The organism is Halomonas sp. XH26, from assembly GCF_024138895.1.
In the GTDB taxonomy this organism is placed as follows: Bacteria; Pseudomonadota; Gammaproteobacteria; order Pseudomonadales; family Halomonadaceae; genus Vreelandella; species Vreelandella alkaliphila.
In genome coordinates this window covers 1,287,705-1,312,360 of sequence record NZ_CP071889.1, presented here as the reverse complement: position 1 = coordinate 1,312,360, position 24,656 = coordinate 1,287,705, and the positions used below count along the sequence as shown (strand labels likewise).

At 52.2% G+C, this 24,656-nt stretch carries 23 protein-coding genes and 4 tRNA genes; 15 read left to right on the top strand and 12 right to left on the bottom strand.

All coding sequences use genetic code 11. The features are described 5' to 3' along the window. Positions 1–156: 156 nt before the first annotated feature. Positions 157–232, bottom strand: a tRNA-Ala gene (locus J4377_RS06055). Between the two features lie 195 nt (positions 233–427). Here J4377_RS06055 and uvrY point away from each other — a divergent pair. The 7 genes from uvrY to nadB all read left to right on the top strand — a co-directional run bounded on the left by uvrY (position 428) and on the right by nadB (position 6,067). Beyond that, entirely contained in the window at positions 428–1,078 is a 651-nt protein-coding gene (gene uvrY / locus J4377_RS06050; protein ID WP_038482893.1) for a UvrY/SirA/GacA family response regulator transcription factor, read from the top strand. A gap of 46 nt (positions 1,079–1,124) precedes the next feature. Next, positions 1,125–2,939: an excinuclease ABC subunit UvrC gene (gene uvrC, locus J4377_RS06045; RefSeq protein WP_253487402.1), complete on the top strand. Its 1,815-nt coding sequence runs from the start codon at positions 1,125–1,127 to the stop codon at positions 2,937–2,939. Between the two features lie 97 nt (positions 2,940–3,036). Further along, positions 3,037–3,585: a CDP-diacylglycerol--glycerol-3-phosphate 3-phosphatidyltransferase gene (pgsA, locus tag J4377_RS06040; protein WP_038482886.1), complete on the top strand. Its 549-nt coding sequence runs from the start codon at positions 3,037–3,039 to the stop codon at positions 3,583–3,585. 84 nt (positions 3,586–3,669) lie between these two features. After that, positions 3,670–3,744, top strand: a tRNA-Gly gene (locus J4377_RS06035). An 87-nt stretch (positions 3,745–3,831) separates the two neighbouring features. Then, a tRNA-Cys gene (locus J4377_RS06030) sits at positions 3,832–3,905 on the top strand. Positions 3,906–3,946: 41 nt separating this feature from the next. Next, positions 3,947–4,033, top strand: a tRNA-Leu gene (locus J4377_RS06025). 339 nt (positions 4,034–4,372) lie between these two features. After that, complete coding sequence (nadB, locus tag J4377_RS06020) at positions 4,373–6,067, top strand: L-aspartate oxidase (protein WP_253487401.1); 1,695 nt, start codon at positions 4,373–4,375, stop codon at positions 6,065–6,067. On the opposite strand, the gene J4377_RS06015 is transcribed toward nadB, so the two are convergent. Continuing rightward, a complete protein-coding gene (locus J4377_RS06015) occupies positions 6,044–6,355 on the bottom strand; it encodes a hypothetical protein (RefSeq protein WP_253487399.1) in 312 nt (103 codons plus the stop codon). The genes nadB and J4377_RS06015 overlap by 24 nt on opposite strands. Before the next feature lie 46 nt (positions 6,356–6,401). Then, the gene (locus tag J4377_RS06010) at positions 6,402–6,695 is read right to left on the bottom strand and encodes a succinate dehydrogenase assembly factor 2 (protein ID WP_009722716.1); all 294 of its coding nucleotides are present in this window, start codon (positions 6,693–6,695) and stop codon (positions 6,402–6,404) included. Positions 6,696–6,900: 205 nt separating this feature from the next. Here J4377_RS06010 and J4377_RS06005 point away from each other — a divergent pair, with 205 nt between their 5' ends. From J4377_RS06005 to lapB, 3 genes are all read left to right on the top strand, one after another. Then, positions 6,901–7,197, top strand: coding sequence for an integration host factor subunit beta (locus J4377_RS06005; protein WP_009722715.1), 297 nt, complete (start codon positions 6,901–6,903; stop codon positions 7,195–7,197). 143 nt (positions 7,198–7,340) lie between these two features. Beyond that, positions 7,341–7,646 carry a lipopolysaccharide assembly protein LapA domain-containing protein gene (locus J4377_RS06000; RefSeq protein WP_038482879.1) on the top strand — a complete coding sequence of 102 codons (306 nt, stop codon included), beginning with the start codon at positions 7,341–7,343 and terminating at the stop codon, positions 7,644–7,646. After that, a complete protein-coding gene (lapB, locus tag J4377_RS05995) occupies positions 7,647–8,846 on the top strand; it encodes a lipopolysaccharide assembly protein LapB (protein ID WP_038482875.1) in 1,200 nt (399 codons plus the stop codon). Positions 8,847–8,859: 13 nt separating this feature from the next. Here lapB and pyrF read toward each other — a convergent pair whose 3' ends face one another. Further along, on the bottom strand, positions 8,860–9,558 hold the full coding sequence (gene pyrF / locus J4377_RS05990) for an orotidine-5'-phosphate decarboxylase (RefSeq protein WP_038482872.1): 699 nt from the start codon (positions 9,556–9,558) through the stop codon (positions 8,860–8,862). Between the two features lie 276 nt (positions 9,559–9,834). On the opposite strand from pyrF, the gene J4377_RS05985 reads away from it, so the two are divergent. Further along, entirely contained in the window at positions 9,835–10,119 is a 285-nt protein-coding gene (locus tag J4377_RS05985; RefSeq protein ID WP_038482869.1) for a ComEA family DNA-binding protein, read from the top strand. Positions 10,120–10,233: 114 nt separating this feature from the next. On the opposite strand, the gene prpF is transcribed toward J4377_RS05985, so the two are convergent. The 5 genes from prpF to J4377_RS05960 form a co-directional block, all read right to left on the bottom strand. Further along, on the bottom strand, positions 10,234–11,412 hold the full coding sequence (gene prpF, locus J4377_RS05980) for a 2-methylaconitate cis-trans isomerase PrpF (RefSeq protein WP_253487398.1): 1,179 nt from the start codon (positions 11,410–11,412) through the stop codon (positions 10,234–10,236). A 160-nt stretch (positions 11,413–11,572) separates the two neighbouring features. After that, a complete protein-coding gene (gene acnD, locus J4377_RS05975; protein ID WP_038482864.1) occupies positions 11,573–14,212 on the bottom strand; it encodes a Fe/S-dependent 2-methylisocitrate dehydratase AcnD in 2,640 nt (879 codons plus the stop codon). Positions 14,213–14,244: 32 nt separating this feature from the next. Then, on the bottom strand, positions 14,245–15,372 hold the full coding sequence (gene prpC, locus J4377_RS05970) for a 2-methylcitrate synthase (protein ID WP_038482861.1): 1,128 nt from the start codon (positions 15,370–15,372) through the stop codon (positions 14,245–14,247). 57 nt (positions 15,373–15,429) lie between these two features. After that, positions 15,430–16,326, bottom strand: a complete 897-nt coding sequence (gene prpB / locus J4377_RS05965) for a methylisocitrate lyase (protein WP_038482858.1) — start codon at positions 16,324–16,326, stop codon at positions 15,430–15,432. A gap of 43 nt (positions 16,327–16,369) precedes the next feature. Further along, positions 16,370–17,113, bottom strand: a complete 744-nt coding sequence (locus J4377_RS05960; RefSeq protein WP_038482855.1) for a GntR family transcriptional regulator — start codon at positions 17,111–17,113, stop codon at positions 16,370–16,372. Between the two features lie 252 nt (positions 17,114–17,365). Here J4377_RS05960 and pabB point away from each other — a divergent pair, with 252 nt between their 5' ends. Next, entirely contained in the window at positions 17,366–18,724 is a 1,359-nt protein-coding gene (gene pabB, locus J4377_RS05955) for an aminodeoxychorismate synthase component I (RefSeq protein WP_038482852.1), read from the top strand. 115 nt (positions 18,725–18,839) lie between these two features. Next, on the top strand, positions 18,840–19,460 hold the full coding sequence (locus tag J4377_RS05950) for a phosphoadenosine phosphosulfate reductase family protein (RefSeq protein ID WP_038482849.1): 621 nt from the start codon (positions 18,840–18,842) through the stop codon (positions 19,458–19,460). Positions 19,461–19,560: 100 nt separating this feature from the next. Here the strand turns inward: J4377_RS05950 and cysB are convergent, their stop codons facing one another. Continuing rightward, the gene (gene cysB / locus J4377_RS05945) at positions 19,561–20,535 is read right to left on the bottom strand and encodes an HTH-type transcriptional regulator CysB (RefSeq protein WP_038482846.1); all 975 of its coding nucleotides are present in this window, start codon (positions 20,533–20,535) and stop codon (positions 19,561–19,563) included. A 298-nt stretch (positions 20,536–20,833) separates the two neighbouring features. Here cysB and trxA point away from each other — a divergent pair, with 298 nt between their 5' ends. Continuing rightward, positions 20,834–21,217, top strand: coding sequence for a thioredoxin (trxA, locus tag J4377_RS05940; RefSeq protein ID WP_009722702.1), 384 nt, complete (start codon positions 20,834–20,836; stop codon positions 21,215–21,217). 69 nt (positions 21,218–21,286) lie between these two features. On the opposite strand, the gene J4377_RS05935 is transcribed toward trxA, so the two are convergent. Continuing rightward, complete coding sequence (locus J4377_RS05935; RefSeq protein ID WP_120387218.1) at positions 21,287–22,384, bottom strand: AI-2E family transporter; 1,098 nt, start codon at positions 22,382–22,384, stop codon at positions 21,287–21,289. A gap of 192 nt (positions 22,385–22,576) precedes the next feature. Here J4377_RS05935 and J4377_RS05930 point away from each other — a divergent pair, with 192 nt between their 5' ends. After that, a complete protein-coding gene (locus tag J4377_RS05930) occupies positions 22,577–23,404 on the top strand; it encodes an SIMPL domain-containing protein (protein WP_253487396.1) in 828 nt (275 codons plus the stop codon). On the opposite strand, the gene serS is transcribed toward J4377_RS05930, so the two are convergent. Further along, complete coding sequence (serS, locus tag J4377_RS05925; RefSeq protein ID WP_253487394.1) at positions 23,349–24,626, bottom strand: serine--tRNA ligase; 1,278 nt, start codon at positions 24,624–24,626, stop codon at positions 23,349–23,351. The genes J4377_RS05930 and serS overlap by 56 nt on opposite strands. Positions 24,627–24,656 lie beyond the last annotated feature (30 nt).

Sequence of the window (24,656 nt, the reverse complement as noted above, 5' to 3'; positions counted from 1 at the left end):
ACAGGCTTTCAGTTACGCGAATGCCCAACAGCACGCACTCTCACACGTACTCTCGCATGTATCCCCGCACGAACCATCAATTGAAAATGATAAGCATAAAAAAACGCCTCGTTACTGGTAACGAGGCGTTTTTTTGGATTCTGTGGGTCTGCAAAATGGTGGAGCCTAGCGGGATCGAACCGCTGACCTCAACACTGCCAGTGTTGCGCTCTCCCAGCTGAGCTAAGGCCCCACATAGTTTTACATGCCGCTTTTTCAAACCACTCATTGAGCAGCGGCGAAATACTACGCCAGTAATTTGCTCAGCGTCAAGCTAATCATGAACAACTATCAACTAAATTCTCCTTTGGTTAGAGCTGTGGCACTCTATATCATGCAACGCGGCTTACGCCCACCACTACGATGATTTCATGCAGGAGCCTGCACCTTGATCAAAGTTTTAATCGCCGATGATCATCACCTAGTGAGAACCAGCATTGCTCATCTGCTAAACGAAGAGTGCGATATTAAAGTCGTAGGTGAGGTCGACGATGGCGAAAGCGCAGTGGCTCAATGCCGTCGCTTAAAACCTGACATTGTCGTTATGGATATTCGCATGCCGGGCATCGGCGGACTCGAAGCTACTCGCCGCATCCATAGAACAATGGAAGACGTCAAAGTACTCATATTAACCGCTCACATTGAAGATAGTGCGTTACGGCTCATGCTGGAAGCGGGTGCGATTGGCTTCCTCAGCAAAGGGGCTGACACGTCAGAAATGACCGACGCTATCCGCCAAGTCTTTCACGGAAAGCGCTATGTCAGCCAAGAAATCGCCCAGCGATTGGCGCTTTCCCATTTTACTGACGAAGACAATCCGTTTAGACACCTATCGCATCGTGAGCTACAAATCGCCCTTATGATTGTAAATTGCCAGCGCGTCCAGGATATTTCAGACCGCTTACACCTTAGCCCCAAAACAGTGAACACCTATCGCTATCGGCTATTTGACAAACTAGAGGTCGCTACTGATGTAGAGCTTACCCACCTGGCACTACGCCACGGTTTAGTTGAGGGCTTTGACGCCATGCTGGGATAGACCTACCATCGCAGCTTCCGTTGCCTAGAAGCGCCGATTTCCAGCCATGACTTTTGATGCCAAGCAATTTTTAAGCTCTGTCAGTGCCTCGCCCGGTGTTTATAGGATGCTGGACGAGCACAGCAACACTCTCTATGTCGGCAAAGCCAAGCGTCTAAAAGCTCGGCTTGCTAGCTATTTCCGTGGCCAGCTTAATGCCAAAACCCAGGCGATGGTGGCACGAATTGCAGATATCCAAATTACCGTCACCCGTAGCGAAACAGAGGCCCTGCTGCTAGAGCAGACGCTCATAAAAGAACTGCGTCCGCCCTATAACATTCTGCTAAGAGACGACAAGTCTTACCCTTTCGTATTTGTGACCGATCGGCACGCTTACCCTGCGCTTGAATATAAACGTGCGCGACAGCGTCGAGGAGATGGCCGCTATTTAGGTCCTTATCCAAGTAGCGGAGCGGTGAAAGAAAGCCTAGCGCTGATGCAGAAAATTTTTCGCATACGTAATTGTGAAGACAGCGTGTTTGCCCACCGCTCTCGACCATGCCTGCAATACCAAATTCAGCGCTGTAGCGCGCCCTGCGTTGGCTTCATTTCGGAAGCAGATTATCGACGCGACGTTGAGCATGCAGTGATGTGCCTTGAAGGTAAAAGCGAACACGTCACCCAGCTTCTTAGCGAGGAGATGGAAACGGCCAGCCGCGCTTTGAATTTTGAAGAAGCAGCAAGGTTGCGTGACCAAATACAGCAGCTACGCCAGTTGCAGCAACGCCAGTTTGTCGATAACGAAAGTGGTGATGCCGACGTCTTTGCGCTGGCCCAACGCCCTGGGGCGCTAGGCATATCAATACTTAGCGTTCGCGATGGCCGCTTACTGGGCGCTCGCCATCACACGCCTAAAAACGATCTCGACCTGCCACTGGGCATGCTGCTGACGGACGTCGTTAGCCAGTACTACTTTGGCCAACCCCACAACGTACCCAGTGAAGTAATTACCAGCCACCCACTTGAAGATAGCCCACTGATTGCCGACGCACTTTCACAACAAGCGGGTAAACGCGTTCGCGTCACTAGCCAAGTTCGGGGGCATCGCGCACAGTGGCAGCATCTGGCCATGACCAATGCCGAGCAACAGCTTGCTTCGCAGTTGGCTAACAAAACCCAGCTTACTCAGCGATTTGAAGCCCTTCAGAAAGCGCTCGCATTGGACAAAATACCCCAGCGCCTTGAGTGTTTTGACATTAGCCACAGTCATGGGGAAGCAACCGTTGCTTCCTGTGTAGTATTTGACCATCAGGGCCCACGCAAGAGCGATTACCGCCACTTCCGCATCGAAGGCGTCGCAGCAGGCGATGATTATGCAGCCATGCAACAAGCACTAACACGCCGCCTTAAACGGGTAAAAAGTGGCGAGGCAGTGGCGCCTGACATTTTGATTGTCGATGGCGGTAAAGGTCAGTTGAACATGGCTCGCGGCGTGCTAAACGAGCTAGCGGTTACCGATATCATTTTGCTCGGCGTTGCTAAAGGCACCACTCGTAAAGCAGGTCTGGAAACGCTCTTTCTAGAAACCACTGACAATCCCTTACCCCTTGACCCCGCGTCGCCAGCATTACACTTAATTCAGCATATTCGCGATGAATCTCACCGCTTTGCCATTGCCGGCCACCGCGCTCAACGTGACAAAGCACGCCGCACCTCTACGCTTCAAGACATTCCCGGCATAGGCCCTAAAAGGCGGCGCGAACTATTACGCTTCTTCGGCGGCTTGCAGGGTGTTCAGAAAGCTAGCCGCGATGAGTTGGCGCGCGTACCCGGCATTAATGCCTCGCTCGCTGAGACAATTTACCAATCCCTAAATGGATAAACCTACTGTTAACATGGATGCTAAGCACCAAGGGGGATAGAATATCCCCCACTACACTCCGTCTTCCATGACTCTCCGGCAAGGATCGCGCCCCGCGATGAATATACCCAACATACTTACTCTGGCAAGAATCGTTTTTATTCCACTGTTAGTAGTGCTTTTTTATCTACCTTTCAGTTGGAGTATGCCAGTTGCTGCAGGCTTATTTGCACTAGCATCCATCACCGACTGGCTAGATGGCTACTTAGCCCGCCGCTGGAATCAATCAACGCCGTTTGGCGCGTTTCTCGACCCTGTGGCTGATAAATTGATGGTCGCGGTTGCACTGGCGCTACTCATTGAGCGCTTTGACACACTGGTATTAACACTGCCCGCATTGGTCATTATCGGCCGCGAAATCGTCATTTCGGCACTACGTGAGTGGATGGCCGAAATGGGCAAGCGAGGTATGGTTGCGGTGTCCTGGATCGGTAAGCTTAAAACAACACTGCAGATGGTTGCCTTGCTCATACTTCTGGCCTTCCCTCCAGGACATGAGTTTGCGCTAATGGGTGTGGTTGTTCTTTACGCTGCAGCCATTCTTACGCTGTGGTCCATGGCGCAGTACCTTAAAGCAGCCTGGCCTCACTTGAGTCGTTCCATGTGATCGACTCTCTAGGCGACTGAACCTCCAGACAAATTCATTAATTGACAAGCGCGTAGCGATGCGTATAATTCGCCCTCGAGTCGAGCGGGAATAGCTCAGTGGTAGAGCATCGCCTTGCCAAGGCGAGGGTCGGGAGTTCGAATCTCCTTTCCCGCTCCAACTTGGATAGCGTGGTAAAGCAAGAGAGGGTCGTGAGCTGGAACGCCAGTCCGATCGAATCTACTTTCTCGCTCCAACGACTTGTTAGGCTGGATGGCAGAGTGGTTATGCAGCGGACTGCAACTCCGTGTACGCCGGTTCGATTCCGACTCCAGCCTCCATTTTAGTGTGGCGATGAATAGCAATATTCCTGCGATGCACTGCCCGGATGGCGAAATTGGTAGACGCAAGAGACTTAAAATCTCTCGGAGGCAACTCCGTGCCGGTTCAAGTCCGGCTCCGGGCACCATATTTAATTAGCACCTCCCCTTCTTTCAGCGGTAAACGTTTCCCATATTGTTTTAAGAGCGCTAGAGAAGCGTTTTTTGTGCTTCTTACAAGGCTCTGCAATTTTTTGATTACCCCTCTTTTTTGCCCCTCCTGTTTTATCCAATCGCCAAATAGCTTACCCCCTCTTAAATATCGCATCAGAGCGTTTAGCCGCTATCTATATGCGCTGAAAGCAATTTTTCACAGCCCCTAATCGCCAAGTGACAACAGTCACGCTATGATGCCTTCCTCTGCTGTCTACAGCACGCGAAGCATTTAGCACCCACTGCGTTTGAATGTAAAAAGAGGATCCGGCCCCATGAGCTCGCCAACATCCGACGTACTTGTCATCGGCGGCGGCGTCGCCGGCCTAACTTTAGCCCTTGAAGTTGCTGACCATCTTTCGGTAACCCTGGTTAGGCCTGCTCTGGATGACCAGGGAGCCAGCCGCTGGGCGCAGGGCGGAATAGCAGCCGTACTCTCACCAGACGACGACCTAGATGCCCATGTGCGAGATACGCTCATTGCTGGCGATGGCCTATGTGATGAAGAGGCTGTTCGATTTACCGTGACACACGGCCCAGATGCCATTCAGTGGCTAATCGACAACGGCGTCCCCTTTACACCGGATCCAGACCCGAGCGCCCGCTACCCTTATCACTTAACACGGGAAGGCGGCCACAACGCACGCCGCATTATTCATGCTGACGATGCAACTGGACGCGCGGTAGTCGATACGCTGTACGAAAAAGTCACTTCTCACCCCAATATTACTCAGCGCAGTGACTTAACCATCCTGCACTTAATCAGCGATGCCACAGGCCGCTGTATTGGCGCGGAAGGCGTAGATCAACAGCAGCATCAACAAACACTGCTTGCCAAGCACATCGTACTAGCAACAGGCGGTGCAAGTGGCCTTTATCGACACACCACCACCCCATCGCCAAGCAGCGGGGAAGGCATGGTGATGGCTGCTGAACTGGGCGCAAAACTGATGAATCTTGAGTTTCAGCAGTTTCATCCTACCTGCCTGTTTGACCCAGAAGGACCTGCTTTTTTAATTAGCGAAGCCGTACGAGGAGAAGGCGGGCACCTGCTAAATGAGGCCGGCCATCGGTTTATGCCCGATATCGATTCTCGCGCTGAGCTGGCTCCCAGAGACGTCGTTGCTCGAGCAATCGATTCGCAAATCCAACAAAGCAGCCAAGGGCATGTGTGGCTAGATATCAGCCACCTTGGAGCAGCCGCTATTCGCCACCATTTCCCTACTATTTTGGCACACTGCGCCTCCCGGGGAATTGATATAACCCGCCAACCCATTCCAGTAGTGCCTGCCGCTCATTACAGCTGTGGCGGCGTTGCCACAGACCACCGCGGTGCAACTCACGTCACTAATCTCTATGCGGTTGGAGAGCTTGCTTACACAGGCCTACATGGCGCAAATCGCATGGCTAGCAACTCACTATTGGAGTGTCTGGTATACGCCAGAAGCTGCGCAAAGCACTTACGCACGCAGGAAAAACGCGCACAAACACGCCCAGTTGCACCTAAAGAGATTCTTAGCGATACCCGCGATACAATGCCGCTGCAGGGTCAGCAGTGGTCATCCACGCCCCTGGAAGCCCTGGCGACTATACGTAGCGAACTGCGGGCAACAATGAGCCAGCATGTTTCGATTGTTCGCAGCAATCAGGGGCTAAATATCGCTCACCATAAGCTGAACGAACTTGAGACGCAGCTTAACGACATTCTAAACGGCAGTCTTGACGGTGTTGCTGACAGCTCAAAGAAAGGCTCTAACAACGCTTTTGAAGGCACTGCTGGCAAGCGCAGCCACCCTGAAAGCGTGCGTTTACAGCAAGCACTGTGGCTTGCAAAGTTGACGGTATTAGCGGCACTTCAAAGACATGAATCACGAGGACTGCATTACTCTATCGACTGGCCTAAGCACCAGGAAAATACAGCGGCTTCGGAGATGTCACTTGATCAGCTAGCGCCCGGGACGATGGCATAAACGCCGCAGCGAACGCTGACTGTGTGCTGGCAAGCTATCTGGCCACAACCAAAGCCGTTGCGGCCCGACATGGAGCCCGATTAACCAAGGGCCCACGTAATCAGCGTTAACAGGCTGTTCGCTTTCAAGTTCACCCTCTTCCGATAACCACTGCGCACTTAATCGATTGCCGCTTTTCGAAACTCTTAACTCCCCTATGGGTTGATAGCGATACTCACGGCCCAGCAACAGTATCGCGATTACTGCCGCAAGTAACGCTATCCATGGGCCAATAAGCCACGCCGTCACCGCACACAACCCGAATGCCAAGAATGCGTGAAAAGCGCACTGGATTTTAGAGCGTGCGATAAGCAGAGTTATCGGTATTTTCTGCATGCTCTACGATCATCTGCACGATGCGCTTTAATGATGGCTCCTCGGGCCATTCACGACGCATCAACCATCCAAAGAGATCTTGATCCTCTTCCTCAATTAAGCGCTGATAGGCCAACTGCTCATCTTCACTCAGTTCATCAAAGCGGTGTTCAAGAAACGGTATCAGCAGCAGGTCAAGCTCCCACATGCCACGGCGAGAGTGCCAATAAAGCCGTTTACGCAATATGGCTGCAGGGGAAGTATCGTCGTTCAACGTCAGCCTCTCCGGTTACAAAATGAGTCGCCAGTATACCTAAGCCACAGGGTCGCGCCAGCGCCTCACTTCGCCTATGCTGATATTCATTCTAGTACCTTGTTTTATCTGAATTGTTTTATCCTGTTATGCGCAGTATGCTGACTCTGTTGTTATCGAGGTCGCAAGCGCGTCACGGCCATTAAAGTTCGCAGGGAGCCAACCGATGACCAAATCTGAACTAATCGAACAAATTGCGATGCGTCAACCGGAGCTATCCGCCAAAGAAGTAGAAACGGCGGTGCGTATTATTTTAGACGATATGACCGACGCTCTTGCTAGCGGGGGACGGGTTGAGATCCGGGGGTTCGGCAGCTTTTCGCTTCACTACCGAGAGCCTCGTGTCGGGCGCAACCCTAAAACAGGAGACCCGGTCGACTTGGACGGCAAGTACGTGCCGCACTTCAAACCGGGCAAAGAGTTGCGCGAACAGGTAGATGCAAGCCGCGCACTTGGCTATTAATGAGCTAACCGAGGCTACACAACCTCGGCGTTGCCAATAGCAAGGCTCTTTTGATCTTGTTATCCGACTTTATGTGGGATGACGCCGCGCCACGACTCATACACAATAGAGCCATTATGAATGTCACTGACTAGGAAACTCTCATGCGTTGGATCAAAGGGCTGATTCTGGCCGTCATATTGCTGGTTGTTCTACTGGTGGGCATTTTATTTGCCGTCAACAACCAACAAACCATTGCCTTAAACCTAATTTGGGCAGAACTGCCGCCTGTGTCACTCTCTGTCTGGCTGCTTGCTACGTTAACTTTCGGCGTTATCTTAGGCATGCTTGCCATGCTAGGTGTTTACGTACGCCTTAAAGCGCAGCTAGCACGAAGTGAACGACACAATAAGCAACAGCGCAAAGAGCTAGACCGCCTACGCACTCAGGAGCTTAAGGAACTGGCTTAAATGTATGATGCCGTGCTGCTAGGCGTTCTACTGGCAGCCATTGCCATCGGCTTTGGCCTGGGTGTTCGTCACGCTTCCCGCCGCCGCCAGCGCACTCACGACTCTCGCCCATCTGGCTTATCGAGAGAGTACTTTGTCGGGCTGAATTACCTGCTCAATGAGCAGCCCGACGAAGCTATCAATACGTTTGTCAATGCACTGGATGTTAATAGCGATACTGTGGAAACCCACATAGCGCTAGGCAAGCTGTTTCGCGCACGCGGTGAAGCAGACAAAGCCGTTAGCATTCATCAAAACCTACTTGCTCGCCCTGCCCTTTCCACCAGCACTAACGAACATGTGCAGCTTGAGCTAGCACGTGACTTTATGGCGTTAGGCGTTCACGACCGAGCTCAGCGAATGCTGAGAGCGCTGCTGGATAAATCAGACAATGACACCTATCGCCAGGAAGCCAAGCGGCTACTGATCGATTTACTTGAGCGCGAAAAGGACTGGCAAGAAGCACTCGACGTGGCTCAATCACTGTTTAAGCAACAGCCCGGCATGCAACGACCTGCTGCTCACTGGCTATGTGAACTCGCCCAGCAGGAGATACATCAAGCAAGTCGCGCGATCGCCCGCAAGCACTTAAAAAAAGCGCTTCAGTTGGATGAGCGATGCGTCCGTGCGACGTTACTACTTGCTGAACTGGAGATGGATAATGGGCATTACACACGTGCCATTGAGCGCCTAAACCATATTCCCCAGCAGGATATTGCTCACATCCCCACCATGCTGCCCACCCTCCAGCATGCCTATGAGCGTAATAACGACATTCAAGGGTTTGAAACGCATCTTTATCGACTGCTGGGACAAGCACCGTACACCAGCATTATTATCGCCCTCGGAGAGCTCGTTCATCAAAGAGATGGCGTAGATAGTGCTATTGAGCAAACGGGCGAGTGGCTAAGGGAGGCACCCAGCCTGGGTGGGCTTGATTACCTAATCGACCTTTATCATGAAAGCCAACGTTTGAGTGGAAAAACTCCGCCAGACACGCGTTTGCTGTTACTTAAGCACCATACCAATGCCCTTTTAGAGGGCAAAGCCCGCCATCGCTGCCGCCGCTGCGGCTTTGCCAGCGACAGCCTGGCATGGCAGTGCCCTAGCTGCCGCCGCTGGGGCACCATTAAACCTATTACCGGGGTTGATGGCGAATAAGCGATGATTACCGTCAGTCAGCCAGCTCAGCTTCTATGGCTGCTAGCGCCATCATTGGCTCTTCCGCCTGTGTTACCGGTCGCCCAACTACTAAGTGCGTACTACCAACACGCATCGCATCACTTGGTGTCATAATACGCTGTTGGTCATTAGCCGCAGCAAAGCTAGGGCGTATTCCAGGAGTTACCTTCAAAAAGTCGTCGCCACAGAGCGCCTTGATTTGCGCCGCCTCTTGGGCTGAACAGACAACACCGCCTAATCCGCTCTGCTGAGTTAATGCGGCTAAACGCAATACATGTTCTTCCGGCGTCGCAGCTATGCCTACCTCATGCAGATCTTCACTTTGCATGCTGGTTAGCACCGTAACGGCAATAAGATGTGTACTTAGCCCATGATCATCTAAACGCTTAGCGGCCGCTTCCATCATCTTGCGCCCGCCAGAAGCATGCACGTTAACCATCCATACACCTTGCTCCGCTGCCGCCTGCACCGCGCCTGCCACCGTATTGGGAATGTCATGAAATTTTAAGTCTAGAAAAATTTCAAAACCACGACCATGTAAGGCTTCCAGTACCGCAGGGCCACTGCGCGTAAACAACTCTTTACCCACCTTTACCCGGCAGCGCTTAGGGTCAAGCTGATCTGCCATACATAAAGCCGCATCAAGAGAGGAATAATCCAACGCGATAATCAACGGGGTATCAGTAGACACTGTGCTTAACTCCATTTTTCATTTGACAGCATTATAACAGCCATCCCGACCCTGCTGTGTAAGTGATTAACCATTATCAGAGAGCAAAAATCTTACAAACACCGTCGTTAATGTCTTACAGCTCACCTCCTATAAACGTATTAGTTTAGTTAAGGCAAAAGGGGATTGAAGAAACAGTAAACCTTTTTGCATGCGCAAACCGCCACAACCTATCACTCCCAAGTACAACAACCGATGGGAAAGGCGGCTTTAAGGAAATCTATGAGGATATTAACAATGCAAACAACGCTAAAAGGACTATTGGCTGCACTGCTATTGAGCCTAAGCTTAGGGGTTTCGGGCCTTGCATTGGCACAAGACATCGCGCCTATTAATGTGAATACAGCGGATGCTGAGCTGCTTGCTGAGTTGCCTGGCATCGGCCCCAGCCGTGCAGCCGCGATTATAGAAGAGCGCGAAAATAATGGCGCATTTGCTAATGTAGATGATCTCACCCGCGTTAGCGGCATTGGCCCCGCCACTGTTGATCGTATGCGCGAGCAAGTAGCGATTGAAGAGTAAACCGCTAAAGCAAAGATAGTATAAAACTTACATCACTCTAGGTTGAAGCCGCCGTTTAGGGCATTCCCAAAACGGCGGCAAGGCGTCACCTAGTATTCACGCGCGAATAACTCTTTAAAAGCTATCTCCGGGTATGCGTACAGAACCTTCCATTAATACCCGTGCGCTACGGCTCATAACAGCTTGATCAATCTGCCAGCGCCCATCGGCCAGGCTTGCTTTTGCACCTACACGTAGCGAGCCAGAAGGATGCCCAAAGGTCACCGCTTCACGCTCCTCACCACCTGCGGCTAAATTTACTAACGTGCCTTGAATGGCTGCTGCTGCGCCGATGGCAACCGCTGCGGTGCCCATCATTGCGTGGTGCAGTTTACCCATGGAAAGCGCTCTTACCACAAGATCGATGTTTTCCGCACTCACCGCTTTACCACTGGACGCCGTATAGCTAGCCGGCGGGGCAACGAAAGCCACCTTCGGCGTGTGCTGTCGGCTGGCCGCTTCATCAACATGCTTAATCAATCCCATACGCACCGCAGCATGGGCACGAATGGTCTCGAACATGGCGAGTGCTTTGGCATCGCTGTTAATTGCTTCCTGCAGTTCACAACCGGTATAGCCTATGTCCTGGGCGTTAACAAACACGGTGGGAATACCCGCATTAATCAGCGTCGCTTTTAAAACACCAACCCCGGGCACTTCCAAGTCATCGACCAAGCTCCCGGTTGGGAAAATTGCCCCCTCACCATCCGCAGGATCCATAAAGGCCACAGGAATCTCAGCGGCAGGAAAGGTCACACCATCTAGCTCAAAATCGCCGGTCTCCTGCACCTGTCCATTAACAATAGGCACTTTAGAGACAATGGTTTTACTGATATTGACCTGCCAAATACGTACTTCAGCGACACCATTTTGCGGTATTTTGGCGGGGTCAACTAACCCATTAGCAATCGCATAAGGACCTACTGCTGCCGATAAGTTGCCGCAGTTGCCGCTCCAATCCACAAACGGCTTATCAATTGAAACCTGGCCAAACAGGTAGTCCACATCGTGATCTGACGACTCACTCTTGGAAAGAATCACCGTTTTACTGGTGCTTGAGGTTGCTCCGCCCATCCCATCGATCTGCTTTTCATAGGGGTCTGGGCTACCAATCACCCTCATCAGCAGCTTATCTCGTGCCTCTCCCGGCACTCTCGCCGCCTCGGGCAAGTTGTCCAAGGTGAAAAACACCCCCTTACTAGTGCCACCGCGCATATACGTCGCAGGAATACTAATCTGTCCAACATGAGACATAAATAACGCTCCCTAACCATTCTCAATGACGATGCCTGAACATTCTCAATGACGATTATCAATGACCATGTTCACTAATCGAATGCCGAAAAAAGAGCCCGGCGCTTAGCGACGGGCTCTTTCATTAATCGCCTTGGCGCTGCGTTACACGCCAATTTGGCTACGCCGTGGTGGACTCAAGAAAGTCCTGGGCGAAACGCTGCAAGACCCCACCGGCAGAGTAAATCGTGACCTCTTCGGCGGTATCAATACGGCAGATCACCGGCACACGTTCAGTGGTACCACTTTGACGATGGATAACCAGCGTCAGCTTGGCGCGGGGCTGAGGAGTGCCTTCTACGTCGAAGACTTCCGTACCGTCCAGCGCCAAGGTTTTACGTGTGGTGCCCTCTTCAAACTGCAGCGGCATCACGCCCATACCAATTAAATTGGTACGGTGAATACGCTCAAAGCCTTCAGCCACAATGGCTTCAACACCTGCTAGCGCAACACCTTTCGCCGCCCAGTCACGCGAGGAACCCTGACCATAATCCGCACCGGCAATAATAATCAGCGGCTGTTTACGTGCCATATACGTTTCAATGGCTTCCCACATCCGCGTCACGGTGCCTTCTGGCTCAACACGTGCCAACGACCCCTGCAGCACTTTGCCCTGCTCGTCGTGCACCATTTCATTAAACAGCTTCGGGTTCGCCAATGTCGCCCGTTGGGCAGTTAAATGATCGCCGCGGTGGGTCGCGTAGGAGTTAAAGTCCTCCTCAGGCAGGCCCATCTTGTGCAGATACTCACCTGCTGCACTGTCCAGCATAATCGCGTTAGAAGGCGACAAATGGTCGGTGGTGATATTGTCCGGCAAAATCGCCAACGGACGCATACCTTTCAAACCACGTTCGGCAGCCATATTGCCCTCCCAGTAGGGAGGCCGACGAATATAGGTGCTCTGGGGCCGCCATTCGTAAAGCGGGCTGACCTGAACGCGCGCGCTCTTGTCGAGGTCAAACATCGGGATATAGGTCTGACGGAACTGCTCCGGCTTCACGGAAGCCTTCACAATCGCATCGATTTCGCTATCGTCGGGCCAGATATCTTTTAGCGTGACTGGGTTTCCATCATGGTCGGTGCCCAATACGTCTTTCTCAATATCAAAGCGAATCGTGCCAGCAATTGCGTAGGCAACCACTAAGGGCGGCGATGCCAGAAATGCCTGCTTCGCATAGGGGTGAATGCGCCCGTCAAAGTTACGGTTACCGGAAAGTACCGCTGTGGCGTATAGATCACGGTCGATAATTTCTTTCTGGATGACCGGATCTAACGCACCGGACATGCCGTTACAGGTCGTACAGGCGTACGCCACGACACCAAAGCCAAGTGTTTCCAGCTCATCCATCAGCTTGGCTTCTTCCAGATACATCTTGACGGTTTTCGACCCCGGCGCCAGCGACGACTTAACCCACGGTTTGCGGGTTAACCCTAAGCGGTTAGCATTGCGAGCAATTAAGCCAGCTGCCACCATATTGCGCGGGTTAGAGGTATTCGTGCAGCTGGTAATCGCGGCGATAATCACCGCACCATCTGGCATTCTACCTGCTTGCTCGTCGGCCCTTGCTTTATCCAGGTCGATCGCGATCCCGCGCTGGGCCAGCTCCGAGGTGGGCAAATGAGCATGAGGGTTGGAAGGCCCTGCCAAGGTGCGATTAACGCTTGAAAGATCAAAGCGCAGTATCCGCTCATACTCAGCAGTTTTTAGACTATCGGCCCATAGCCCTGTGTGCTTGGCATAGGCTTCAACCAGAGCAACCTGCTCATCCTCACGCCCCGTGAGCTTGAGGTAATCAATGGTTTGGTTGTCGATGTAGAACATCGCCGCCGTGGCGCCGTACTCTGGCGTCATGTTGGAAATGGTCGCCCGGTCGCCTACGGTTAACGCGTCGGCACCTTCTCCGTAAAACTCCAGGTAGGCACCGACGACGCGCTCTTTACGTAGAAACTCGGTAATCGCCAACACCATATCGGTGCTGGTAATGCCTGGCTGCAGTTTGCCAGAGAGCTCTACGCCAACGATATCCGGCAGGCGCATCATCGAAGCACGGCCCAGCATCACACTCTCGGCTTCAAGACCACCCACACCAACGGAAATAACACCCAGCGCATCAACCATCGGCGTGTGGCTATCGGTGCCCACACAGGTATCTGGATAAGCAATACGCACGCCTTGCTCATCAGGGCGGCACTGCACCACCGGCGACATTTTCTCCAGATTGATCTGGTGCATAATGCCGTTGCCCGGAGGAATAACATCAACGTTCTCAAATGCCACTTTGGTCCAGTTAATGAAATGGAAGCGGTCATCGTTACGGCGATCTTCTACCTGGCGGTTTTTTTCGAACGCGTCTTTCTCAAACCCAGCGTGCTCAACGGCCAATGAGTGATCAACAATCAGCTGTGTAGGTACCACAGGATTCACTTTAGCCGGATCACCGCCCTTCTCAGCGATGGCATCCCTTAGGCCAGCAAGGTCGACTAACGCGGTCTGTCCCAGGATGTCATGGCACACAACGCGTGCCGGGTACCAAGGAAAATCTAAATCTTGCTTGCGCTCGATGAGCTGCTTCAGTGCGTCGGTTAACAGCGTTGGATCGCAGCGGCGTACCAACTGCTCAGCCAACACTCTGGACGTGTAGGGCAGCGTCGCGTAGGCGCCGGGCTTGATATCTTCAACGGCTTGATGCGCGTCGAAGTAATCTACCGGAGCACCCTCTGCCGTCACGCCTGGCAGCGGCTTACGATAATTCGTGTTCATAATGCCTCTCATTAATCACGGCCCGTTAAGGGTTAGTCACGCGCTTCGATGGGCACCCACTCGCTCTTCTCAGGACCAGTGTAGTCGGCGCTGGGGCGAATAATGCGGTTATTGGCGCGCTGCTCAAACACATGCGCTGCCCATCCCGTTAAACGGGACATGACGAAGATTGGCGTGAACAGTTTGGTCGGAATATCCATGAAGTGGTAAGCACTGGCATGGAAGAAGTCCGCATTGCAGAAAAGCTTCTTCTCGCGCCACATAACTTCTTCACAGCGCACAGAAACGGGATAAAGCACACTATCGCCAACGTCTTCAGAAAGCTTCTTCGACCACTCTTTGATAATTTCATTACGCGGGTCAGACTCGCGATAAATTGCATGACCAAAGCCCATGATTTTCTCTTTGCGCTCAAGCATACCGAGCATTTCACGCTCGGCTTCTTCCGGCGAAGCCCAGTTCTCGATCATCGCCATGGCCGCTTCGTTAGCACCGCCATGCAGCGGGCCACGCAACGAACCAATCGCGCCGGTAACACAGGAGTGCATATCGGAAAGCGTCGAGGCACACACCCGCGCCGTAAACGTTGAAGCATTGAACTCATGCTCGGCGTATAGAATCAGCGATACGTTCATAACCCGCGCATGCAGCTCAGAAGCAGGCTCACCACGCAGCATATGCAAGAAGTGACCGCCTACCGAGGCATCGTCGGTTTCAGTATCAATACGAACGCCGTCATGGCTAAAGCGGTACCAGTAACAAATAATCGAGGGCAGTACCGCTAACAGTCGATCAGAAACATCCTGCTGCTGGTCAAAACTCTCTTCTGTCTCCAGGTTACCCAGCATGGAGGTACCGGTGCGCATAACATCCATCGGGTGCGCATCTTTGGGAATTTGCTCCAGCACGGTTTTCAAAGCATCGGGTAAGCCACGCAGCCCCTTCAGCTTGGTAATATAGCTATCAAGCTCGGCTTGATTGGGCAGCTTGCCTTTCAGTAATAAATACGCGACTTCTTCAAACTTCGCCTTTTCGGCCAGCTCTTTAATATCAAAACCACGGTAGGTTAATCCGGAACCCGTTTTACCCACCGTACACAGCGCTGTAGTACCGGCGCTTTGACCACGGAGTCCTGCGCTGTTTTGCGGTTTGTCAGCCATGTCGTGTCTCCTGTTAGCTCTTTTTATATGTTTTAGTATTGATAGTATTAACGGCTATTAAGCGTCTTTTTGCTCAGCAAATAGCGCGTCGAGCTTTTGCTCGAAATCGTGATAATTTAAAAAGTCGTACAGCTCATCGCGAGTCTGCATGGTATCGACCACCTCTTTTTGATGACCGTTATCTAAAATGCTCTGATACACCTTCAATGCGGCAGCATTCATAGCGCGGAAGGCAGACAGCGGATAGAGCACCATGCGACACCCCACCTCGCCCAGCTCCTGCTGAGAGAACAGCGGCGTTGCGCCAAACTCAGTGATATTGGCCAGTATTGGCGCATTCACGCGCGAACAGAACGCACGATAATCATCCAGGGTGTGCACGGCTTCGGCGAAGATTGCATCCGCACCCGCTTCCACACAGGCATTAGCACGCTCGATAGCGGCGTCTAAGCCCTCTTTCTGGAACGCATCGGTACGCGCAATCAAATAGAAATCGGGATCAAGTTTGGCATCTGCCGCGGCTTTGATGCGGTCAACCATTTCCTGCTGGGACACAATGGCTTTGTTCGGGCGGTGGCCGCAGCGCTTTTGAGCCACTTGGTCTTCCAGGTGAACGGCAGCAACGCCTGCGCGCTGCATCTCTTTAACGGTACGCGAAATATTAAAAGCACCGCCCCAGCCCGTATCGATATCTACCAGCAGCGGAAGATCGGTAGCGCCGCAGATACGATGTGCATCTTCCACCACGTCGTTCATGCTGGTCATACCCAAGTCCGGCAAGCCAAAAGACGCGTTAGCCACGCCGCCGCCCGACAGATAAATCGCTTGGTGGCCTACTCGCTCGGCCATCATCGCGGTATACGCGTTAATCGTGCCTAGAATCGGTAAAGGACGGTTCGCATCTAGCGCAGCACGAAAGCGAGCACCTGGCGTGAGAGTAGATAAAGTGGACATTGGCATTGCTCCTTTAAAAGGCTTGGCGGATAGGCGTAACGAACTAATCCGCTGATGACGTTGATTGTTGTTCAAGAACAGCAGCGTAACGGTCGGCGACGTTGGCTCGGGAAGCGCTAACGTGGCGGCGCATCAGCAACTCCGCCAACTCGGCATCTCCGGCTTCAATGGCATCTACAATACGATGGTGCTCGACAAAGGCGAGCTGGGGCCGCTTACCGCTGGCGCTGAACTGGGTACGGTAAAGACGCACTAAGTAGTAGAGATCATCGCAAAGCAGGTTCATCAGCATTTTGTTATGGCTGCCTTGAACAATGCGATAGTGGAAGTCGAGATCGCCTTCGCGCTGATAGTAAGCTTCGCCACGCTTGAGATCTGCCTGGCCTTCGTGAAGGGCCAACACCTCGCGCAGCCCTTTAATCTCCTCGGCAGACATATGCTCAGCGGCCAAGCGGGCTGCCATGCTCTCAAGCGCTTCGCGCACATCAAACAACTCAAGCAGCTCTTTCATTGAGAGTTTGACAACGCGAGCGCCAACGTGAGGAACACGCTCAATTAGACGGTGCGCTTCTAAACGCCGCATGGCTTCACGCAACGGACCGCGAGAGATACCGTACGTTTTAGAAAGCCCCGGCTCGGTAATTTTGCTGCCCGGCGCCAGCTCTCCACGTACAATAGCGTCTTGAAGCTGGTGAAAGACCCGCTCAGCCAGCGTTCGGACTTCTGGCGAGGTCTGATCACTGGGCGAATCAGCTGTAGAACGAGAAAGAGTAGCAAGTGAGGTCATGGCTAATTGTCGACAATTATGGGGTAGGAGAACTTTAGCCCGCCACATTTGTGCCGTCAACTAGTCAAAATGGTCGATTTTATTCACCTTTCGTGTAACCCAGCCATTTATTCTTGGGTTAATGTCAACAATCATGCTCTTTCCGTTAACTGTGTTTAACCTACCGTGAGAAAGACGTCAGTGGTTAACACTGGTGTCATCAATTAACGACCTCTAGAATGCGTTGCCTTCCATCGGCCTGGCGTTTGCTTCATGACATCGGCGTTGACCATTAAAGCCCTGCCCTACTCTCCTACTCCACTGGAGATATTTGCTCACCTGCGAAAGCGTCATGGTGCGGTATTACTTGATAGCGGCCGCCCATCAGCAAACGGGCGCTACGACATTATCAGCAGTGATCCGTTAGCTACGCTAGAAGTCATGCCTGATGGACAAACTCACTTCACTTCAACGCAGCTGGACCTTCCTTCGGCACTCGCTGGGGATATGACCGCCCAGCAGCAATGGATGCTTGAACAGCTACCCAGCACAGATTTCCCCAGCGAGCTGCCTTTTTTAGGCGGCCTGATGGGTTATTGGAGTTATGACCTAGGACGTAATAACCTCGCGATTCCCAGCCGCCACCCCAATGTTACCAATCTGCCATTGGCACGTTTGGGGCTTTACGACTGGTGCATTACCTTTGATCACGAAAAGCAGGCAACTTGGCTCATTGCAACAGCAACTCGTCAACAGCAGGTCATGAAATGGCTAGCTCAGCCACCTGCCAGTGTTGATAAAGACTTTCACTTAACCAGCCCCTTTCAGGGCGAGCTAAGCCAAGCGGATTACACCGAACGTTTTAACTCTGTTCAACACTACATTCGTGCAGGTGACTGCTATCAAATTAACCTTGCTCAGCGGTTTACAGCGAGCTATGAAGGCGATGAATGGCAGGCTTATCTACGCCTTCGTAAGGCAACGCCGACGCCCTTCTCAGGCTTTATGGCCTGGGAAAACCAGGCGGTACTCTCACTTTCCCCTGAACGCTTTATCCAGTGTAAAGACGGGCGAGTGGAAACGCGCCCAATTAAAGGCACACGACCACGTGGGAAGTCGCCGGAGGAGGATATCGCCCTAGCCGAACAGTTATTAAGCAGCACGAAAGACCGCGCGGAAAATGTCATGATTGTTGATTTGCTGCGCAATGACTTGGGAAGAGTATGCACTCCTGGGTCTATTCGTGTACCGCAGCTATGTCAGTTAGAGAGCTACCCCAACGTGCATCACCTGGTAAGCGTGGTTCAAGGTCAGCTCGCCAAACATCGCTCACCGCTATCTCTGCTGACAGCAGCGTTTCCTGGCGGCTCTATTACTGGCGCGCCTAAAATACGCGCCATGCAAATTATCGACGAGCTGGAGCCTTGCCAACGCAGTGTCTATTGCGGAAGCCTGGGGTACATCGATAAACGGGGCAGCATGGACACATCAATTGCGATACGCACCATGGTGGCAGATGCAGGCAAGCTAAATGTTTGGGGCGGCGGCGGATTAGTAGCCGACTCTAGAGCAGACGAGGAGTATACAGAAACGCTGGATAAAATCCGCCATCTAATCGGCGCTTTGGAATAAATAACAAAATCCTTAAATCAAAAAGGAATATAAAAGCCAAACCAAACGGTATTGGGGCTAAGCCCCTCCTCTTTGATAGCCTAGTGTCATACTCGAACTTATGACAGGAGGCAGCATGTCTTCAGCGCTTGACAGCATTAACCGTGATTTTGCCAATAATCCCCAAGATCTTATCAAGTGGGCACTTAGCCAAGGCGAGCGGCCTATTTGCACGACCAATTTTCGGCCGTTTGAGGCGGTGATTCTGCATATGGTCACTCAGGCACGTCCAGACATACCCATCGTATGGATGGATAGTGGCTATAACACTGAGGCCACTTACCAATTCGCCGATGCCTTAATCCAGCGGCTGAACCTAAACATGGTCAGCTTTATTCCGCAGCGAACCCGTGCTCACCGTGAAGCGCTAGAGGGGGCAATGCCCAGCATTGACGACCCACGTCACGCAGCCTTCACTCAAGAAGTAAAGATTGAGCCGTTTGAGCGTGCCCTACGGGAAATGCAGCCGGATGTCTGGTTCACCGCCCTGCGGGCAGAGGACACCCCAGAGCGGGCCAAAATGCAGCCTGCCAGCCGTAACAGCGATGGCTTATTAAAAATTGCCCCGCTGCTGCAGTGGACAGCAAAAGATATGTACTACTACCTTGAGGCACACGACCTGCCCAACAACTTCGACTACTTCGACCCCACCAAGGTAGAAGACAAGCGTGAGTGTGGCCTGCATTTACAGCACTGAGATAGAACGCCCAGCGCTGATTAATACAGAACTGGGATAGAAATGGTGAATAGCGCCCAGACACCCACGTCAAGCGCTATTCACCCACTACTCGATGCTCCTAATGCTCAGGAAGCTCTACTCCCTCAAACAAGTCATGCTCAAAACGTGGGCCAGCCAACAAGGCTTCATCTACCAAGTCTCGGGTGAGATGAGGTGCAAAGCGTACTAGGAAATCGTACATGTAGCCGCGCATAAAGGTACCACGACGAATCCCAATCTTAGTCGTAGAACTCGCAAATAAATGGCTTGCATCCAACGCGACCAAGTCTTCATCTAATACCGGATCAACCGCCATATGGGCAACGATACCAACGCCCATTCCCAGTCGCACATAGGTTTTAATCACATCAGCATCGGCGGCCGTTAACACCACATTAGGTGTAAGTCCCTGCGCTTTAAACGCATCATCTAACTGCGAGCGGCCGGTAAACCCAAACACGTAAGTCACTAATGGATGTTCGGCCAACGCTTGAAGGGACAGCGGCTTGTCTATCGATGCCAGTGGGTGGTCTTTAGGCACTAAAACGCAGCGATTCCAGCGATAGCAAGGTAACAACACTAAGTCGGTGAATAGCTCTAGCGATTCGGTGGCAATTGCAAAGTCGGCCTGACCTTCGCTAACCATCTGAGCGATCTGCTTGGGTGTGCCCTGCTGCATATGTAGGGCAACATCAGGATACTTAAGAGTAAACTCGCTGATGATAGGAGGCAGTGCATAGCGCGCCTGAGTGTGAGTGGTAGCAATCGACAAACTACCCCGACGCTCGTCGCTGTGCTCTTGGGCAACTTGTTTGATGTTTTCGGTCAGCTTCAACACCTGACCTGCCAGCTCAATGATTGACAGCCCAGCAGGTGTTACGCGAGTAAGGTGCTTTCCGCTGCGTGCAAAAATCTCCACACCTAGCTCATCTTCAAGCAAGCGTATCTGCTTGGAAATACCCGGCTGCGAGGTAAATAAACTCTGCGCGGTGGCTGACACATTCAGGTTGTGTCGATTGACTTCCCAGATATAGCGAAGTTGCTGTAGCTTCATATCCTCACCTTATTATCTATGCAGGAAGCACGTTGAAGCGCATCCTCGCGCCGCTGCTGTCTTGCCTTCCCGCGAAGCACTTAGAGGTGAAGTACTTGGTGGGCGGCACGCCTCATACATACAATTTTGAATAAAAAAATATCTTATAATTCACTTATAGTATAAAAAATAGCCGTTACGAACACCCCTTAATTTTTCATAATGGCTGTCAAAACGTCATAGGAAATTTGCCAGCACCTTCTCCGCCCGCTAACATCTGCCAACTTGGCGCGGTGAAAGTGCGCTAGTAGAACGCGTAATGACCGTTGCTCCATTTGAGGCAACGAAACAGCAAGAGCAACGCAAACGGGAGAAACAGATGGCTAACAATGTTGATGTCACCAACGCCAATTTTGAGCAAGAAGTCCTCAACGCCGAACAGCCAGTCCTACTGAAGTTTTGGGCCCCCTGGTGCGGTCCCTGTAAAGTAATGGCACCTGTGGTTGATGAAGTTGCTGCCGAACGTGGTGATAATCTGAAAGTGGTTAGCGTGAACGTTGACGATGCGCCTGAAATTGCTGCAGAACAAGGTGTACGCGGCGTTCCAACAGTGATGCTATTTAAGTCCGGCACGAAAGTAGCGTCGCTGGTAGGTGCACAGTCTAAATCCCAGCTGACCCAATTTATCGATCAAAATGCCTAACTCGCGCTAACGTTACCGCTGGCACTGCCAGCGGTAACTTCCTGCACTTCCCATCTCAAACGCTTCCTTCTATTCTCGACGCTTCCAAGGTGGACGGCGTGCATCACCAAGACGCGTTCGACGCTGCCCTCCCGGCCCCAGTAAATGAGCAATCCAGCGAGTCTGAGGATGACTATCCAAGGCGATTTTTAATGTCATCGTCAATACTACCGACAACAACATCCCCGCAGCACCAAAGATCCACCCCCACACAACCAACGACAGAAACGCCACAAACGTCGATAGCCCCAAGGCTTGCCCCATCACTCGTGGCTCAATCAAGTTACCCAAAACGAAATTAATCACCAAATAGGCAGATGCGAGTAAAAATGCCTGCAGTACTCCGCCATCTTGGGATACCAGCAATAGCAGCACAGGAGGAATCGCCGCCAAGGCCGAGCCGATATTAGGAATAAAGTTAAGGGCAAAAGCCAACACCCCCCACAGCAACGGAAACTCCACTCCCACTATCAAGCAGGAGAGCCAGACTAATACCCCGGTAGCCAAGCTAATAACGGTCTTCACTGCCAGGTAGCGCTTCAGCGTTAAACTAAACTCGCTAAACCGCTTTAGGCTTGGCGCTGGGTTCTCAAGTGCGCGGGACACTTTATCTCGGAAGTTAAGCGTTTCAAACAGCATGAAAATAACTAACAGCCCGATAATACTGCCTTGCATAAAGAGATTGCCGAGTTCGCCTAGCAACGCTGTCACCCACGACCCATCGTCTTCCATAGCAAGCATATTGCTGAGCTGATCAGGATTAATGGCTAGCCCACGGCTAGAGAGCGCATTCAGCAAATCCCAATAGTGCTCATACAAACGCGACTCGATATCCGGCAGCACTTGAACAAAGGTGCTAAAGCTGTTCACCACCAGCAAGCCAATTAAGGAAATAAAACCCAGCAGCACCATCAATGTTAAAAAAGCAGAGGCTCCCCTGCTGAGCCCACAGCGGTGCAGCCACTGCACAGGCGACGTACATACAACAGCAATAAATACTGACAGTAACAGAGGAACCAGAAGATCCGCCCCTGCCTTCATACCCGCAACAATAACAACGAGTGCGGCAAGCGCCAGGGTCGCATTTAAAGGGATACTACGATAATCCTCATCCGATAATTTCGACATTGCCCTTTCCTTAGCATGTTATCCACATATCATGGCTGCTCACGCGATATTGCACAAACCATGACAACATTAAGCAATTGCTTTGCATCGACTCTTAGCCAGTGAACTTTATTGCGCTTTGCCCTTCCAAGCAGCGTCACAGTATAAATTAGTTAACATTAATCATTGGCTCGATCAGTAAGGAAGTGACCTATGAATCCAGCAACACCACATCTAAGACGCTTGCGCTACGGCGTGCTTGGCAGCGCACTTCTCGCCCTTCTGGTAACGTCTACGGCTCACGCCGCGCCCCCCACCCCGCCTAGCCTACATGTCCAAGCCCAATCATGGGTGGAAGTAGAGCCCGACAAAGCCACACTATCTGCACGGCTATGGGAAAATACCCCAGCGGTTTCCACGCTGGAAGATACTGACAGTGGCGAGCTGAGCGACGCACGCGAACGGCTTGAAAATCGAGCCAGTGAGCTAATTAAAGCCATGGAAGAGATCGGCATTGAACAACGCGCCATCAATGCAGGGTCACTTAATGTCTATCCTGAGCACGTCGCAGGGCCGCGCAACGATGATGGCGAACAAGAAACGTTAATGCGCACCCGCCTAGAGCGCCCCTTCAGTATTGAGCTTACCAATATAGGCCAATTGGGCGAGGTGTTTGACGCAATGATAAGTGCTGGCGTGAACACGCTGGACGGCGTTCAGTTTGATCTTCAAGACCGCGACGCTGCTACCGATGAAGCACTTACTAAAGCGCTAGAAAAAGCCCGCCATAAAGCGGACCTAATGGCCAGCACACTAGGCGTAAGGCTTGGCCAAGTACAGCGCATTGAAGAAGCCCAAGCCCCCATCTTCCAGCCCCGCATGATGGCCATGCGCGCTGAGAGCGATGCCATGGGCAGTGGTTCCGCTAGCGACTATCGCCCCGGCACCATTCGTATCGATGCCGAGGTCAACGTCGAGTGGGCAATTAGAGGGCAAGACGCTCAAGGCCGCCCAGGTAGGGTTGCAGAGGCGCAGGAATAGCAATAGAGCCATCCGCCTGCTGGTGGTTTTCAAGCACCGCCAGCAGGCAACGCCCCACCGCCAGACCTGAACCATTCAGCGTATGCAGCAACTGTGGCTTTTTCGCGTCTGGGTGGCGGAAGCGGGCCTGCATGCGCCGCGCCTGGAAATCTTCGCAGTTAGAGACTGAAGAAATTTCCCGATACGTTTCTTGGCTAGGCAACCAAACTTCCAAATCGTAGGTCTTCGCCGCCCCAAAGCCCATATCGCCGGTACACAGCGTCACTACGCGGTAAGGCAACTCCAGCGCCTGCAGAATTGCTTCAGCATGGCCACGCATCTCTTCTAGTGCTTCATAACTCTTATCTGGCTCGACAATCTGCACCATTTCGACTTTATCGAACTGATGCTGACGAATCATGCCGCGGGTATCGCGCCCATGAGAACCTGCTTCGCTGCGGAAACAAGGCGTGTGGGCAGTCAACTTCATTGGCAACGCCGCCTGATCGACAATCTCATCACGCACAAAGTTAGTTAGTGGCACTTCCGACGTCGGAATTAGGTGGTATTCCCGCTCGTCGTTAAGTTTAAACAGATCTTCGCCAAATTTTGGCAGCTGGCCGGTGCCCATTAGCGAATCGCGATTGACCATGTACGGCACATAGCACTCTTCGTAACCATGCTGCTGAGTTTGCGTATCCAGCATAAATTGCGCCAGTGCTCGATGCAGACGCGCAATCGGCCCACGCATTACCGCAAAGCGAGCGCCAGTCAGCTTAGCCGCCAGTTCAAAATCGAGATAACCCGACTTCTTACCAAGATCCACGTGATCCAGCACCTCAAAATCAAACTCACGCGGCGTACCCCAGCGGTGAAGCTCAACATTATCGTCTTCGCTTTTGCCTTCCGGCACGCTTTCATGAGGAAGGTTGGGAATACCACTAATAGCGTCATCCCACTCTTCCTGCACCTCGGCCAGCTCTTTCTTGGCTTTATCCAGGCGCTCGCCTAAATCGCTCACTTCATCCAGCAACGGCTGAATATCTTCACCGCTAGCCTTCGCCTTACCAATCGCTTTTGAACGTATATTGCGTTCGTTTTGTAGCTGCTCGGTCTGGGTTTGCAACTCACGACGGCGCGATTCCAGCGCTTGCAGTGCCGCTTTATCAAGTTCGAAGCCCCGCCGGGCCAGTTGTTGCGCAGCCGCATCAAGATCACCGCGCAGCAGTTTCGGATCGAGCATGAGTTATCCCTTGGCCTGAAATCAGTGGAA

Bases quoted from the DNA above. Each gene is read 5' to 3' on its own strand.
- uvrC (WP_253487402.1), top strand. From the start codon at position 1,125: ATGACTTTTGATGCCAAGCAATTTTTAAGCTCTGTCAGTGCCTCGCCC.
- pgsA (WP_038482886.1), top strand. From the start codon at position 3,037: ATGAATATACCCAACATACTTACTCTGGCAAGAATCGTTTTTATTCCA.
- nadB (WP_253487401.1), top strand. From the start codon at position 4,373: ATGAGCTCGCCAACATCCGACGTACTTGTCATCGGCGGCGGCGTCGCC.
- J4377_RS06005 (WP_009722715.1), top strand. From the start codon at position 6,901: ATGACCAAATCTGAACTAATCGAACAAATTGCGATGCGTCAACCGGAG.
- J4377_RS06000 (WP_038482879.1), top strand. From the start codon at position 7,341: ATGCGTTGGATCAAAGGGCTGATTCTGGCCGTCATATTGCTGGTTGTT.
- lapB (WP_038482875.1), top strand. From the start codon at position 7,647: ATGTATGATGCCGTGCTGCTAGGCGTTCTACTGGCAGCCATTGCCATC.
- J4377_RS05985 (WP_038482869.1), top strand. From the start codon at position 9,835: ATGCAAACAACGCTAAAAGGACTATTGGCTGCACTGCTATTGAGCCTA.
- prpF (WP_253487398.1), bottom strand. From the start codon at position 11,412: ATGTCTCATGTTGGACAGATTAGTATTCCTGCGACGTATATGCGCGGT.
- acnD (WP_038482864.1), bottom strand. From the start codon at position 14,212: ATGAACACGAATTATCGTAAGCCGCTGCCAGGCGTGACGGCAGAGGGT.
- prpC (WP_038482861.1), bottom strand. From the start codon at position 15,372: ATGGCTGACAAACCGCAAAACAGCGCAGGACTCCGTGGTCAAAGCGCC.
- prpB (WP_038482858.1), bottom strand. From the start codon at position 16,326: ATGTCCACTTTATCTACTCTCACGCCAGGTGCTCGCTTTCGTGCTGCG.
- J4377_RS05960 (WP_038482855.1), bottom strand. From the start codon at position 17,113: ATGACCTCACTTGCTACTCTTTCTCGTTCTACAGCTGATTCGCCCAGT.
- pabB (WP_038482852.1), top strand. From the start codon at position 17,366: ATGACATCGGCGTTGACCATTAAAGCCCTGCCCTACTCTCCTACTCCA.
- J4377_RS05950 (WP_038482849.1), top strand. From the start codon at position 18,840: ATGTCTTCAGCGCTTGACAGCATTAACCGTGATTTTGCCAATAATCCC.
- cysB (WP_038482846.1), bottom strand. From the start codon at position 20,535: ATGAAGCTACAGCAACTTCGCTATATCTGGGAAGTCAATCGACACAAC.
- trxA (WP_009722702.1), top strand. From the start codon at position 20,834: ATGACCGTTGCTCCATTTGAGGCAACGAAACAGCAAGAGCAACGCAAA.
- J4377_RS05935 (WP_120387218.1), bottom strand. From the start codon at position 22,384: ATGTCGAAATTATCGGATGAGGATTATCGTAGTATCCCTTTAAATGCG.
- J4377_RS05930 (WP_253487396.1), top strand. From the start codon at position 22,577: ATGAATCCAGCAACACCACATCTAAGACGCTTGCGCTACGGCGTGCTT.
- serS (WP_253487394.1), bottom strand. From the start codon at position 24,626: ATGCTCGATCCGAAACTGCTGCGCGGTGATCTTGATGCGGCTGCGCAA.